The sequence below is a fragment of the Streptomyces himastatinicus ATCC 53653 genome, from assembly GCF_000158915.1.
GTDB lineage: Bacteria > Actinomycetota > Actinomycetes > Streptomycetales > Streptomycetaceae > Streptomyces > Streptomyces himastatinicus.
The window spans coordinates 843,803-856,438 of record NZ_GG657754.1; the positions used below are offsets into that span (position 1 = coordinate 843,803).

At 70.6% G+C, this 12,636-nt stretch carries 16 protein-coding genes and 4 pseudogenes; 12 read left to right on the forward strand and 8 right to left on the reverse strand.

The window, feature by feature from the left end; all coding sequences use genetic code 11:
* On the reverse strand, positions 1–491 hold a 491-nt coding region (locus SSOG_RS02885), incomplete at its 3' end, for an SDR family NAD(P)-dependent oxidoreductase (protein WP_154686076.1).
* A gap of 52 nt (positions 492–543) precedes the next feature.
* Between SSOG_RS02885 and SSOG_RS02890 the strand changes: the two genes are divergently transcribed.
* Positions 544–975, forward strand: a complete 432-nt coding sequence (locus SSOG_RS02890) for a MerR family transcriptional regulator (RefSeq protein ID WP_009712704.1) — start codon at positions 544–546, stop codon at positions 973–975.
* A 173-nt stretch (positions 976–1,148) separates the two neighbouring features.
* Entirely contained in the window at positions 1,149–2,357 is a 1,209-nt protein-coding gene (locus SSOG_RS02895) for a cytochrome P450 (RefSeq protein ID WP_009712706.1), read from the forward strand.
* Here the strand turns inward: SSOG_RS02895 and SSOG_RS02900 are convergent.
* The 5 genes and pseudogenes from SSOG_RS02900 to SSOG_RS02915 form a co-directional block, all read right to left on the reverse strand.
* Entirely contained in the window at positions 2,354–3,520 is a 1,167-nt protein-coding gene (locus SSOG_RS02900; RefSeq protein ID WP_009712707.1) for a serine hydrolase domain-containing protein, read from the reverse strand. The two genes, SSOG_RS02895 and SSOG_RS02900, sit on opposite strands and share 4 nt — an antisense overlap.
* Before the next feature lie 96 nt (positions 3,521–3,616).
* A pseudogene (locus SSOG_RS02905) lies at positions 3,617–4,328 on the reverse strand (response regulator).
* A complete protein-coding gene (locus SSOG_RS02910) occupies positions 4,325–5,500 on the reverse strand; it encodes a sensor histidine kinase (RefSeq protein ID WP_039936421.1) in 1,176 nt (391 codons plus the stop codon). The pseudogene SSOG_RS02905 and the gene SSOG_RS02910 overlap by 4 nt, the downstream one beginning before the upstream one ends.
* Before the next feature lie 66 nt (positions 5,501–5,566).
* On the reverse strand, positions 5,567–5,740 hold the full coding sequence (locus SSOG_RS52170; RefSeq protein ID WP_009712711.1) for a hypothetical protein: 174 nt from the start codon (positions 5,738–5,740) through the stop codon (positions 5,567–5,569).
* On the reverse strand, positions 5,733–5,945 hold the full coding sequence (locus tag SSOG_RS02915; RefSeq protein WP_009712713.1) for a hypothetical protein: 213 nt from the start codon (positions 5,943–5,945) through the stop codon (positions 5,733–5,735). Before SSOG_RS02915 ends, SSOG_RS52170 begins: the two co-directional genes overlap by 8 nt.
* A gap of 79 nt (positions 5,946–6,024) precedes the next feature.
* Between SSOG_RS02915 and SSOG_RS57355 the strand changes: the two are divergent.
* The 5 genes and pseudogenes from SSOG_RS57355 to SSOG_RS02935 all read left to right on the forward strand — a co-directional run.
* Positions 6,025–6,198: pseudogene (locus tag SSOG_RS57355) on the forward strand (NADP-dependent succinic semialdehyde dehydrogenase); the annotation flags it as partial.
* Between the two features lie 118 nt (positions 6,199–6,316).
* Positions 6,317–6,514 (forward strand): aldehyde dehydrogenase family protein, encoded by a 198-nt coding sequence (locus SSOG_RS57360; protein WP_281048181.1) that lies wholly within the window; start codon positions 6,317–6,319, stop codon positions 6,512–6,514.
* 119 nt (positions 6,515–6,633) lie between these two features.
* The gene (locus SSOG_RS02925) at positions 6,634–7,587 is read left to right on the forward strand and encodes an IS481 family transposase (protein WP_039936422.1); all 954 of its coding nucleotides are present in this window, start codon (positions 6,634–6,636) and stop codon (positions 7,585–7,587) included.
* 76 nt (positions 7,588–7,663) lie between these two features.
* A complete protein-coding gene (locus tag SSOG_RS02930; protein ID WP_039936423.1) occupies positions 7,664–7,957 on the forward strand; it encodes an ArsR/SmtB family transcription factor in 294 nt (97 codons plus the stop codon).
* A complete protein-coding gene (locus tag SSOG_RS02935; protein WP_009712716.1) occupies positions 7,954–8,343 on the forward strand; it encodes a VOC family protein in 390 nt (129 codons plus the stop codon). The genes SSOG_RS02930 and SSOG_RS02935 overlap by 4 nt, the downstream gene beginning before the upstream one ends.
* Before the next feature lie 37 nt (positions 8,344–8,380).
* Here SSOG_RS02935 and SSOG_RS50225 read toward each other — a convergent pair.
* Positions 8,381–9,304, reverse strand: a pseudogene (locus tag SSOG_RS50225) (IS5 family transposase).
* A 52-nt stretch (positions 9,305–9,356) separates the two neighbouring features.
* Between SSOG_RS50225 and SSOG_RS02950 the strand changes: the two are divergent.
* The 5 genes and pseudogenes from SSOG_RS02950 to SSOG_RS57865 all read left to right on the forward strand — a co-directional run bounded on the left by SSOG_RS02950 (position 9,357) and on the right by SSOG_RS57865 (position 11,756).
* Positions 9,357–10,076 (forward strand): aldehyde dehydrogenase family protein, encoded by a 720-nt coding sequence (locus SSOG_RS02950; protein ID WP_281048182.1) that lies wholly within the window; start codon positions 9,357–9,359, stop codon positions 10,074–10,076.
* Positions 10,077–10,152: 76 nt separating this feature from the next.
* A complete protein-coding gene (locus tag SSOG_RS02955; protein ID WP_009712720.1) occupies positions 10,153–10,590 on the forward strand; it encodes a cupin domain-containing protein in 438 nt (145 codons plus the stop codon).
* Entirely contained in the window at positions 10,587–10,883 is a 297-nt protein-coding gene (locus tag SSOG_RS02960; protein WP_009712721.1) for an antibiotic biosynthesis monooxygenase family protein, read from the forward strand. Before SSOG_RS02955 ends, SSOG_RS02960 begins: the two co-directional genes overlap by 4 nt.
* A gap of 63 nt (positions 10,884–10,946) precedes the next feature.
* Positions 10,947–11,060 (forward strand): annotated as a pseudogene (locus tag SSOG_RS57365) (GntR family transcriptional regulator); the annotation flags it as partial.
* A 9-nt stretch (positions 11,061–11,069) separates the two neighbouring features.
* A complete protein-coding gene (locus SSOG_RS57865) occupies positions 11,070–11,756 on the forward strand; it encodes a GntR family transcriptional regulator (protein ID WP_342634410.1) in 687 nt (228 codons plus the stop codon).
* A gap of 2 nt (positions 11,757–11,758) precedes the next feature.
* On the opposite strand, the gene SSOG_RS02970 is transcribed toward SSOG_RS57865, so the two are convergent.
* Positions 11,759–12,636, reverse strand: an 878-nt coding sequence (locus SSOG_RS02970; RefSeq protein WP_215490548.1) for a D-(-)-3-hydroxybutyrate oligomer hydrolase, incomplete at its 5' end; no start/stop codon positions are given.

Genomic DNA, 12,636 nt, shown 5'->3' on the forward strand with positions numbered 1-12,636 from the left:
TCGCTCAGGAAGTGGCCGGACGACGCCACCGCCACCACGCGGGCGCCGGGGGCGAGAGCGGGGCGGAGGCGGCCCACGAGCGCGAAGTGCCCGAGGTGGTTGATGGCGAAGTGGGCTTCCCAGCCCGGGCCGACCCGGGTCTCCGGACACGCCATCACACCGGCGCCGTTGATGACGATGTCGAGCGTCCGGCCGGTGTCGAGAAAGCGGTCCGAGAACGCGCGCACGCTCTCCAGATCGCCCAGGTCGAGCGCTCCGACCTCCACCCCGGGTGTGCCTCGCAGGGCTTCCCCGGCGGTGCCGGGCCGCCGCGCCGGGACGATGACGCGCGCCCCGGCGCGGGCCAGGGCGCGCGTGGTCTCCAGGCCGAGCCCGGAGTATCCGCCGGTGACCAGGGCCGTGGCGCCGGTCAGGTCGACCCCGGCGAGAACGTCGTCGGCGGTGCTGTGGGCGCCGAATCCGGAGGGGAGCTTCCGCTGTTTCGTGATCATGCGGAGGACGCTAAAACCTAGACCGCGCGCTAGGTCAAGGTACGGTTCCCCGATGAGCGGTTCCCCGATGAACGACGACGGCCTGAGCATCGGCAAGGTCTCCGAGGCGACCGGACTGAGCGTGCACGCGCTGCGGTTCTTCGAGCGCGAGGGGCTGTTCCTGCGGGAGATCCCCCGTACCGGCGGCGGGCAGCGGGTCTACGCACAGGCCGATGTGGACTGGCTCGCGCTGTGCGACCGGCTGCGCGCCTCCGGTATGCCGATCGCCACGATCCGCACGTTCGCCGAACTAGTCCGCCGCGGTCCGGGCAATGAGCCCGAGCGGCTCGCGCTGCTCCGTGAGCACGAGGAGAACGTCCGGGCCAGGATGGACGAACTCGGCGCCTGCCTGGACGTCATCCACACCAAGGTGGCCGTCTACGAACGCCATGTCCGCGAAGGGACCGCCGCCGGGGTGTGGTCCCCGATGCCGTCCGACGGCTGACGGAGTGGATCTGGACCCGCCAGTTCCGGGGCGTCTAGCCTTGGCCACGACCTGACGTCCCATCACGTGGCATGAGCGGGGCCGTCGTCGTGCCCTGGTGTGATGCCCCGTGCCGTACGCCGTGGGTGGGTACGGCCGGTGACAGCCGCCGCTCGCCCAGGAAGTACTTCCTCATGACCACCACTCCCTCCACGGCACCCGACATCCTCTCCCCGGAGTTCGCGGCGGACCCGTACCCCGCCTACCGGGCCATGCGCCAGGACTTTCCGCTGATCCACCACCCCGCGACGGACGCCTACATCATCTCCCGCTACGAAGACGTCGCCCGGGCCTTCAAGGACCCGGTGTTCACCAGCCACAACTACGACTGGCAGATCGAGCCGGTGCACGGCCGGACCATTCTCCAAATGGACGGGCGCGAACACTCCGTGCGCCGCGCGCTGGTGGCGCCCGCCTTCCGGGGGAAGGACCTGAGGGAGAAGTTCCTGCCCGTCATCGAGCGCAACTCCCGCGAACTGATCGACGCCTTCCGGGACGAGCCGGAAGCCGATCTGGTGGGCCAGTACGCGACCCGTTTTCCGATCAACGTGATCGTCGACATGCTCGGCTTGAACCGGGCGGACCACGGCCGGTTCCACATCTGGTACACCTCGATGATCGACTTCCTGGGCAACCTGAGCCAGGACCCCGAGGTCGCGGCGGCGGGGCTGCGCACGCGGGAGGAACTCGCCGCCTACATGATCCCGGTCATCCAGGACCGGCGCGCGCACCCGGGCGACGATCTGCTCTCCGTCCTGTGTACCGCCGAGATCGACGGCACGCGGATGAGCGACGAGGACATCAAGGCGTTCGTCAGCCTGTTGCTGGCGGCGGGCGGCGAGACCACGGACAAGGCCATCGCCGGTCTCTTCCGCAATCTGCTGGCGCATCCGGAGCAACTGGCGGCCGTGCGCGAGGACCGTACCCTCATCCCGGCGGCCTTCGCCGAGACGCTGCGCTTCACGCCTCCGGTGCACATGATCTTCCGTCAGCCCTGTGAGGACGTAGAGGTGAGCGGTGGCACGATTCCGGCGGGTGCCACCGTCACCTGCCTGATCGGAGCGGCCAACCGGGACGGGAGCCGTTACGCCGATCCTGACACGTTCAACATCTTCCGTGAGGATCTGACGACCGGCAGTGCCTTCTCGGCCGCCGCGGACCATCTGGCGTTCGCACTCGGGCGGCACTTCTGCGTGGGGGCGCTCCTGGCGAAGACCGAGATCGAGGTGGGCGTCAACCACCTGCTGGACGCCTTCCCGACGATGGCCTTCGCCGATGGTGAGGTCCCCACCGAGACAGGGGTGTTCACCCGGGGCCCCGGCTCGCTGCGGGTGCGGTTCTAAGGCCGGCCGTAGGCGGCCACCATGAGGTTCACCGCCACCTCGCCCGAGTCCTGCCCTTTGGCGTCCGTGGAGTTGACGCTGTAGACGAGGGTGCGGGAGCCGTCGCGGGTGGAGGCGATGGCCGTGTTGTAACCCCAGCGGCCACCCGTCTTCCCCCACACTTCGCGGCCGCCCAGTTTCTTCATCGAGAGGCCGGTGGAGTAGGCGGCCGGGGCGCCGCTCTTGACGTCCGGCACCTCCGGCAGCGTGAACATCTCCTCCAGGAGCGGACCGCGCACCACCCGGCCCTGGAACAGGGCCTTCGTGAACCGCTCCAGGTCCGCCGTGGTCGAGATGAGGTCCCCGGCCGCCCAGGCGTCCGTCGCCCTCCACACCGAGACGTCGCGCAGGCCGGTCGTGCCGTCGTCCAGCCTCATCTTCTGGTAGCCGTGGTTGTGTCGGCCGACGATGTGCGGATCCGCCCCGGGTGAGTACGTGTCGCGCAGCCCGAGCGGGTTCAGGACCCGGCGGGCCAGCTGACGCTCGTACGAGTCGCCCGTGACGCGCTCGATCAGCAGCCCGGCGATCGTGTAGCCGATGTTGAGATAGTGCTGCTTCGTGCCCGGCGCGAACTCGCGCTTCTTCGCCGTCGCCGAGCGGACCATGTCCTCGGGGTCATAGGTCCGGAAGCGGTTCGCGTACCACTCCTCGACCGTGTCCCCGGGGAAGTCGGGGGCCGGGATGCCATGCGTGTGGTTGAGTAACTCCCGGACGGTGACCTTCTTGTACGACGCGGGGATCAGCTCCGGCAGATAGGAGCGGGCGCTGCGGTCCAGGTCCAGTCTGCCCTCGGCGACCAGTTGCAGGGCGACGGCCGCCGTGAAGACCTTGGTCACGGAACCGGCGCGGAAGCGGGCACCCGGATCGGCGGGCCGGTGGGTCCTCAGATCGTGCACACCCGAACTGCCCCGCCAGACACCCTCGGTGCCGCCCACCCTGACCAGCGCGGCCGTCGCGTCCGACAGGTTCGCGATGGCGTCCTCCAGGGCGGGGACCGTGGGGTCCGCGGGCCGCGCCGATGCCGCGGGCGGCGGGGCGGACGCGACGGCCGGGAGGGCCGATGGGCCCACGACGGTGCCGAGGACGAGCGCGGCGGCCAGTAGCGTGCGGGTGGTGCTCTGCATGGTCAACTCCATGGGTGGATGCCGTGGTTCTCGATGGCTCCATCCTGCTGACCAGGGGCTCATCGCGGATCGCCCGCACCGGCGGGATCCGCCGGGTCACTTCCTCGCCGACGCGGGGGACTGTCCGGGGCCGGACAGTCCCCCGGGCGGCGGATCCCCGGCCGTGACCAGGCCCGTTTCGTACGCGCAGATCACCGCCTGGATCCGGTCCCGCAGACCCAGCTTGGCGAGCACATGGCCGACATGCGTTTTGACCGTGTGGTCGCTGACGACCAGCTCCCGCGGCGATCTCGGCGTTCGACAGGCCCCGCGCGAGCAGCAGCAGCGTCTCCCGCTCCCGCCCGGTCAGCGCGTCCAGGCGGGGATCGGGCCGCCGCGACCGGGCGGCCGGGCGGGTGTACTGCTCGACCAGGCGGCGGGCCACGGACGGCGCGAGCAGCGAGTCGCCCCGCGCCACCACCCGTACCGCGTGCACCAGATCGTCCCGGCGTACGTCCTTCAGCAGGAAGCCGCTCGCGCCCGCGTGCAGCGCGTCGTACACGTACTCGTCCGAGTCGAAGGTCGTCAGCATCACCGTCCGGCAGGCGCCGTCCGCGCTGATCTCGCGGCAGGCCGCGATGCCGTCCATGCCCGGCATCCGGATGTCGAGCAGCGTCACATCGGGCGTGTGCCGCCGTACGGCCGCGACCGCCTCGGATCCGTCGCCCGCCTCCGCGACCACCTCGATGTCCGGCTGGGCGTCCAGGATCATCGAGAAGCCGCTGCGCACCAGCTCCTGGTCGTCGGCCACCACCACCCGGATGCTCACCGCGCCACCTCCGCCGCCTCCGCCGTGGTCGGTACGGGGATGCGCACCCGCACCTCGAAGCCCCGGCCGTCCGGGCCCGGGCCGGTGACCGCCGTACCGCCGTGGGCCGCCGCCCGCTCGCGGATCCCGACGAGGCCGTGGCCGACGCCGGGACCGGACCGGGGACCGCGCCCGTCGTCCGTCACCCGTATGTCCATATCCCGCTCCGTGTAGGTGAGGTGTACCGAGACGGTGCGGGCGTCCGCGTGCCGGACTGTGTTCGTCAGTGCCTCCTGGACGATACGGAAGACCGTCGTCCCGGTCGCGTCCGTCAGCGCCCGCACGGGACCCGCCGTTCCGTACACGACATCGAGGCCACTGGTCCGCACCCGGTCGAGGAGCTCGGGCAGACCGGCCAGACCCGGTTGCGGTGCGCGCGGGGCGCCGTCCGGCTCGTCGCCCTCGCGCAGCACGCCCAGCATGCGGCGCAGCTGCGCCATGGCGTCCCGGCCCGTCTCGGAGATGGCGTCGAAGGCGGCCTCCGCCCGCTCCGGGGCCGTACGCACCGCCACCGGGCCCGCCTCGGCCTGGACGATCATCAGGCTCACCGCATGGGAGAGGATGTCGTGCATCTCCCGGGCGATCCGGGCCCGTTCCCGCGCCGCGGCCTGTTCGGCCTCGACCCGGTGGGCCCGCTGCCGGGCGTCGGTCAGCCGCCCGAAGACGTAGGCCGCCGCGAACACGAAGAAGGAGAAGGTGAGTTCGCGTGCCGTCCCGGTGTTGAGCCAGACCGACAACGGCACGGCGACCAGCGCCAGGATCCCGGTGACCAGCCGCTTCCACGGCGGTGACAGGACGGCGATGGTGTAGACGATGACGAGCCCGGTGTACGGGAGCGGCTGCCCGGGCCCTTCGGGGAGTGCCAGCCTGTACAGCGCGCTGGTCGCCAGGATCGCGAACAGGACGGCGAGGGGAGCCCGCCGACGCCAGATCAGGGGGATCACGGTGAGCGTGGTCAGCCCGTAGGCGGGCCAGGTCGCCGGTGCGACCTCGTCCGGGCGCGGCACCACGAACGGCATCGTCATCGCCGCCTGGATCAGGAGTGCGACCCCGATGTCGACGGCCGGCGGATGGGCTGCCGACAACGCCCGGGCCCGCGCCCACCACCCCCGTAAGTGCTCCCGTAAGTCCATCACCTCGACGTGCCCTTTCGCGGTTTCGGCGGCGAGCGGTGCTGACGCGTCAGATTACCCGCGGGCTCACGGTCCGTAGAGGGTCGCCGGGTTGTCCACGAGGACGTGGCGCAGGTGGGACGGGCTGAGTTGCTCGGTGAAGCGGGTCAGGGAGAGGCCGTCGTCGATAGTGAGGTAGGGCTCGATCCGCTGCGGGTCGCGGCTGGCGGGAGTGCCGCCGGTGTGCGGCCCTTCACCCATACCTGCCCGGTGTCCAGAGGGCGCTCAGGTCGGTGGGCAGCGCGTCGGGCGCGGTGTAGCTGCGGTCGGCCGCGTACGGGTAGCGGTCGGCGGGCCCGAAGACATGGACGTGGGTGTCCCAGGCGCCGTTCGGGAGGGCGGGTGCGGGACTGTGCCCGGTGCCGAGGACGCGGTGGGTGCGGGCGACGGGCGGCGATGAGGGCATGGCTGTGCCTCGTACGGGATCGGGGAACCGAGGGCGGTCGGCGGCCGTGCTGCGCCGCCGGGCTCGGCTGCTGCGGGAGATGGCGCGTGTCCTGCGGGAGGGCCGGGACACCTACGCGGCCCTGATCACCGCCGAGATGGCAAGCCGGTCACCGAGGCGCGCGGAGATCGACAAGTGCGCGATGACGTGCGACTACTACGCCGACCATGCCCCGGAGCACCTCGCCGACCGGCCCATTGCCAGCAACGCCGCCGAAAGCGCGGTCGTGCACGATCCGCTGGGGGTGGTGCTGGCGGTGATGCCGTGGAACTACCCCGTTCTGGCAGTTCTTCCGGTTCGCCGCCCCGGCCCTGGCCGCGGGCAACGGTGCACTGCTCAAGCACGCCAACAATGTGCCGCAGTGCGCCCTGGCCGTCGAGGAGGTCGTGCGCAAGGCCGGTGCGCCCGAGGGCCTGTGCCGGACGCTGCTGGTCGAGGTCGGCCAGGTGGCCGATGTCATCGCCGATCCGCGGGTCGCGGCGGTGACCCTCACCGGCTCCACCGAGGTCGGTGCGATCGTCGCCGCCTAGGTGTGCTGTCCCGGCACGTTGGTGACGGGCGACGCGCCGTGAGGGGTGCTTGAACGAGGCGAGGGCCTCTGGTTTCGGTGTGGATTGCGACATCTGCACCAATGCCCAGGAGGCCCTCGTTGATCCACCGTAACGCCCCGCTGACCCCGACCGGCAGGCTGCGTCTGGCCCGGTGCGTCGTCGACGACGGCTGGCCGCTGCGGCGGGCGGCCGAACGGTTCCAGGTCAGCCACACCACCGCCGCTCGCTGGGCCGGGCGCTACCGCCGCCACGGGGCAGCGGGTCTGCACGACCGCTCCAGCCGCCCCCACCACTCACCACGCCGGACGCCCGCCTTGGTGGAGGAGCGGGTGCTGCGGATGCGCCGTGAACACCAGATCGGTCCGCTGCGACTGGCGGCCCGTGCCGGCGTCGCCGCCTCTACTGCTCACCGCATTCTTCAACGCCACGGCCTGCCACCACTGGCCACGCTGGACCGGGCCACCGGCGAACCCGTCCGCCGGTACGAACGCTCCCGCCCCGGCGAGTTGGTCCACATCGACGTCAAGAAACTCGGCCGCATCCCCGACGGCGGCGGCCACAAAGCCCTGGGCCGGGCAGCCGGCCGCAAGAACAGGAACGGGACCGGCCATGCCTTCCTGCACACCGCGCTGGATGACCACTCCCGCCTTGCCTACACCGAGCACCTGCCCGACGAGCAGGCGGCCACCTGTGCGGACTTCCTGCGTCGAGCTGCCGCCTGGTTCGCCGCACGCGGCGTGACCGTCGAGCGGGTGCTGACCGATAACGCCTGGGCCTACAGCAAGAACACCTGGCACCACACCTGCCGTGAGCTGGGTATCCGCCCACGCTGGACCCGCCCCTGGCGGCCCCAGACCAACGGCAAGGTCGAACGCTTCCACCGCACCCTGCTGGACGAGTGGGCCTACCAGCGGCCCTACACCTCAGAAGGCGAACGGCAGGCAGCGTTTCCCGACTGGCTGGACTGGTACAACTACCACCGACCCCACACCGGAATCAGCGGCCGCACCCCAGCCAGCCGCATCACCAACCTCTCCGGACAGCACACCTAGGGCGCGTCTCTTCGATCAGGCAGCGACAGAGCGCCTAGCTTGATAGGCAAGCTTCCACTTGCCTATGGTGGTGGTTATGGCAGAGGATGTCTTCAAGGCACTGGCCGACCCCACCCGTCGGCACATCCTTGATGAGCTGGTGGAGCGGGGTGGCCAGACCCTGTTCGAGATATGCGCACGGCTGGTGACGAAGCACGGTCTGGGGCTGTCCCGGCAGGCGATCAGCCAGCACCTGGCAGTACTCGAATCCGCGGGTCTCGTCCGTACGCGGCGCCAGGGCCGCTACAAGTTCCACGACCTGAACACCGAACCCCTTGAGCGCATCGCGACCCGATGGCTCAGGCCCGACGCACCGGAGAGCACCCCATGAAGATCTATGTGACCAGCGTCTTCGTCGACGACCAGGCCGAGGCCCTGCGCTTCTACACCGACGTGCTCGGTTTCGTGAAGAAGCATGACGTCCCGCTGGGCGAGGACGCCCGGTGGCTGACCGTGGTCTCGCCGGAAGACCCCGACGGGACCGAACTGCTGCTGGAGCCCTCCAGCCATCCCGCGGTGCAGCCGTACAAGACGGCACTGGTTAAGGACGGCATCCCGGCCACCTCGTTCGCCGTGGACGACGTCCAAGCGGAGTTCAACCGGCTGCGCGGGCTCGGGGTGGAGTTCACCCAGGAGCCGCTGGAGATGGGCACGGTCACCACAGCGGTTTTCGACGACACCTGCGGCAACCTGATCCAGATCATGCACAGCGAGTAAGGCGCCGGCCCAGGCGCCCGCCATCTACTGTCCGCAGTCAGGTTCGGAGCCATATCAACAGGGCAGCGGCAGTGACACTGCCGAGGTAGATGTATCCGCGCTTGTCGTAGCGGGTCGCCACGGTTCGGAACTGCTTGAGCTTTCCGATGGCACGCTCCACCGTGTTCCGATCTTTGTAGCTCTTTGTCGAAGCCGACGGGCCGTCCGCCCCGTGAACCCCTGCGCAGGCGTGCGGCTTTGTAGTCCTTCTTCTCCGGGATCACGTGCGAGATCCCGCGTTTGCGCAGGTAAGCACGGATACTGCGGCTACTGTACGCCTTGTCGGCGCTGACACTGCCAGGTCGGCGACGAGGGCGGCCGGCCCCGAGGGGGACCCGGATCCTGTCCATGACCGGCTCGAACTGGGTGCAGTCCGCCCGCTGCCCGGGTGTGATCAGCAGGGCCAGCGGGCGGCAGTGGCCGTCAGCGGCCAGGTGTACTTTGCAGGTCAGCCCGCCGCGGGACCGGCCAAGGCCCTCGCCTGCCGCACCGCCTCCGCCAGGGGGACGAGCAGGCTCGTCGCCATCTGAAGCGATCTTTGTGGTGCCCCCTTTGAGGAACGCAGCGCAGGCGGCTGGGACTTGGGTGCCCCGGCAGCGTGCTGGTGAGCGCGGGTGACGGTGGAGTCGATGTTGATGTTCCAGTCGATGTCGCCTTTCGCGTCGGTGAGGGCCTGGACGTGCTGGAGCAGCCGATTCCAGGTGCCGTCGGCCGACCAGAGCAAGTGCCGTTTGTGCACGGTCTTCCACGGCCCGAAGCGTTCGGGCAGCTCACGCCACTGAGTCCCAGTGCTCAGCCGGTGGATGATCCCGTTGATCACCTGCCGATGATCTCGCCACCGGCCACACCGGTTGTTGCTCACCGGCAACAACGGCTCCAGAACGGCCCACTCGTCATCAGTCAGATCCCCCCGACTCATCATGACCAGAACAACGAGCTACCTGATCGAAGACACGCTCTAGGCCGCGGCCGTACTGAAGAAGCAAGTCCTGGAACTCGGCGGTTCCGACCCCTTCGTCGTCCTGGCCGACGCCGACGTCGCCCAGGCCGCCGCCACCGCCGTCAAGGCCCGCTACATCAACGTGGGCCAGTCCTGCGTGAATGCCAAGCGGTTCATTGTCGAGGAGCCGGTGGCGGATGAGTTCGTGGCGGCGTTCACCGCCGCCGCGGCCGCGCTGAAGACCAGTGATCCGACCGATGTGGACACCGCGATCGGGCCGATGGCGCGCGCCAGTCTCCGCGACACGCTGCACGACCAGGTGCGGCGCACCCTCGCCGCGGGCGCTGTCCTCACCACCGGCGGTCATGTCCCGGAGGGGCCGGGCTGCTACTACCCGCCCACCGTGCTGGACCACGTCCGCCCCGGCATGGCCGCCTTCGACGAGGAGACCTTCGGCCCCGTCGCCGCCATCACCCGCGCCGCCGACGCGGATGAGGCCATCGCCCTGGCCAACCGCACCGAGTACGGCCTCGGCGCCGCGCTGTGGACATCCGACCTTGACCGCGCCCGCCACCTCGCCCGCACCCTCGACGCGGGCGCGGTCTTCATCAACGGCATGGTCGCCTCCGACCCGCGCCTGCCCTTCGGCGGTATCAAGAAGTCCGGCTACGGCCGCGAACTCGGCGCCGAGGGCATCCGCGAATTCGTCAACATCAAAACCGTGTGGATCGGCCCCGCCACACCCACCGCCTGAAACCCCCGACCAGGAGAAACACCCATGGCACCCACCATCGACACGCCCTGCGGCGGCTGCTTCCCGCCCGCCGTCAGTGCGCCCGGCCGAGCTGCCCGCCTTCACCCGCGGCGGCGGCGCCCGCACCATCCCCCTGGTCACCCAGGCCACCGGAGCGGAGATCTTCCTCACCGGCCAGACCCTCTTCGACGGCGGCGCGGGCATCCCGCTGCACACCCACAACTGCCCCGAGAGCGTGACCATCCTCGAAGGCGACGCCATCGCCGAGATCGACGGCACCGAACACCACCTCACCCGCTTCGACACCACCTACGTCGCCGCCGACACCCCCACCGCTTCCGCAACGCCTCGCCCACCGAGCCCATGCGGATCCTGTGGATCTACGCTTCAGTGGACGCCACCCGCACCCTCGTCGACACCGGCGTCACGGCACGCGTCGACGCCGAACACGCCAAACCCGCCGAAACCGACCGCTGACACCACAGCCCTTCACGACCAGGAGCCACCACCGTGATCACCGAGATCGCCCAGATCGAGATCCTCCCCGGCCAGGAGGAGGACTTCGAGCAGGCCGTGGCCGAGGCGCGGCCCCTCTTCCTCGCGGCCGAGGGCTGCCACGGAATCGACCTGCACCGCAGCGTCGAGCACCCCACGCGCTACCGGCTCATCGTCCAGTGGGAAACGCTGGAGCACCACACCGTCACCTTCCGCGGCTCCGAGGACTTCACCCGGTGGCGGGCCCTCGCCGGACCCCATTTCGCCGCTCCGCCGCAGGTCGAGCACGTATACTCCGTCCTCGCCCCTTAACGCCGCCGACGGCCGGGATCGCACCGGTCCCGGCCGGTCCCCGCCGAAGGGCTCTCCGCCGGCACCCGCCTGGTCGAGCGCGCGCTCGCCGACCAGCTGAAGGTCTCCCGCTCGCCCGTCCGCCAGGCCCTGCGGCTGCTGGCGGACGAAGGCGTCGTGGCCCCGGCCGAGCGCGGCGGTTACACCGTGGCGCTCACCGGGCAGGCCCTCGCCGAGGCATCCCCGGCCCCCTCCGCCGAGGACGACACCGAGGACGCCTATCTGCGCATCGCCGCCGATCGCCTCAACGGCGACTTGCCCGACCGGGTCACCGAGAACGCCCTCGCCCGCCGCTACGACCTCATGCCGGGACGGCTCGCCCACATCCTGCGCCGCATCGCCGTCGAGGGCTGGATCGAACGGCTCCCCGGATACGGCTGGGAGTTCCAGCCCATGCTCACCTCGATGGAGTCCTACCAGGACAGCTACCGCTTCCGTCTGACCATCGAACCCGCCGCCATCCTCGAACCCGGATTCGTCGTGGACCGCAAGGCCCTCGAAACCGTCCGCGCGCAGCAGCAGCGCCTGGTGGACGGCGAGATCTGGGACATCGGCAACGCCCAGCTGTACGACCTCAACAGCCGCTTCCACGAGGTCGTCATGGCCTGTAGCCACAACTCCGTCGTCATCGACGCCCTCCGCCGCGTCGACCGCCTGCGCCGACTCATCGAATACCGGCGTTCACTCCAGCGCGACCGCGCCGTCGTCCGCTGCGCCGACCACGTCAAGATCGCCGACCTGCTGCTGGCCGACCAGCGCGCCGAAGCCTCCGCCTATCTGCGCGAGCACCTCTCCACCGTCAGCAAGGAGAAGGTGGACCGGCCGGACGCCTGAGCCTACGGGACACGCACGGTCCCCCGGACCACCCGTACCCGGTCCCCCGCCGCCGGATCGGCCGCGATCGCGGGCACGTTGGCCCGCGTCAGCTCGGGGGCGTGCCCCGGCTCACCGCCCCGTGGCACCGTCCGCACCACCTGGCTGGGCGGCAGCTCCCCGCCCCGGCCCCGCAACCGCTGCCACATCACGTCCAGCGCCTGCTGGTAGTAGTACCCGAGCGGGACGTAGCGGTTGTCCAGGCCCGGCGTCTGCGCGTCACTGTGGTGGGCGTGGGTGACCTCGACATAGCCGACCGTGGAATTCCCCTGCTGGGCCCGCGCGTTGAGCCCCAGGTACGGCCGCGAGCTGTGGTTCACGGGCACCCTGGTGTCGTCCCGGCCGTGCACGATGAGGGCCGGTTTGCCGTGCAGATCGCCGCTGCGGCGCGTGGCGTCCAGCCCGGCGGCCAGCCGCGCCGCCCAGGTCCGTTCGGCACCCGTCGAGCCGCGCTGCGGATAGGCGAGCCGGTACACACAGCGCTCGCCGCGCAGATTGTACTCGTGACGACCGTCCGCGCCACGGGACTTGCTGTCGGCGACGGGCCCGCCGGGCGCGTTCTCGTCGATCAGCACCCCCGGGGCGGGCGCCCGTCCGGGGCTGGTGCCGAAGGCGGCGGCCAGCTCGGAGCGGCGGTAGGGCACCGGGGTGCCGGAGTCGTCGGTCCGCGCCCATCCGTAGCCGCACAGCGCGTCGTCCACCGAGGCGCGTGCGTAGCTCATCGCGTACGAGGCCGGGGTCTGCGGATCGTAGTGCGAGAGCTGCAAGTACCCGGACTGCGGCTGGAATCCGGCGCGTACGAGGGCCCACGCGGCGAGCCGCGGCAGACCGCCCTCCCCCG

Bases quoted from the DNA above. Each gene is read 5' to 3' on its own strand.
- SSOG_RS02890 (WP_009712704.1), top strand. From the start codon at position 544: ATGAGCGGTTCCCCGATGAACGACGACGGCCTGAGCATCGGCAAGGTC.
- SSOG_RS02935 (WP_009712716.1), top strand. From the start codon at position 7,954: ATGAAGATCTATGTGACCAGCGTCTTCGTCGACGACCAGGCCGAGGCC.
- SSOG_RS02895 (WP_009712706.1), top strand. From the start codon at position 1,149: ATGACCACCACTCCCTCCACGGCACCCGACATCCTCTCCCCGGAGTTC.
- SSOG_RS02910 (WP_039936421.1), bottom strand. From the start codon at position 5,500: ATGGACTTACGGGAGCACTTACGGGGGTGGTGGGCGCGGGCCCGGGCG.
- SSOG_RS02930 (WP_039936423.1), top strand. From the start codon at position 7,664: ATGGCAGAGGATGTCTTCAAGGCACTGGCCGACCCCACCCGTCGGCAC.
- SSOG_RS02915 (WP_009712713.1), bottom strand. From the start codon at position 5,945: ATGCCCTCATCGCCGCCCGTCGCCCGCACCCACCGCGTCCTCGGCACC.
- SSOG_RS02900 (WP_009712707.1), bottom strand. From the start codon at position 3,520: ATGCAGAGCACCACCCGCACGCTACTGGCCGCCGCGCTCGTCCTCGGC.
- SSOG_RS52170 (WP_009712711.1), bottom strand. From the start codon at position 5,740: ATGGGTGAAGGGCCGCACACCGGCGGCACTCCCGCCAGCCGCGACCCG.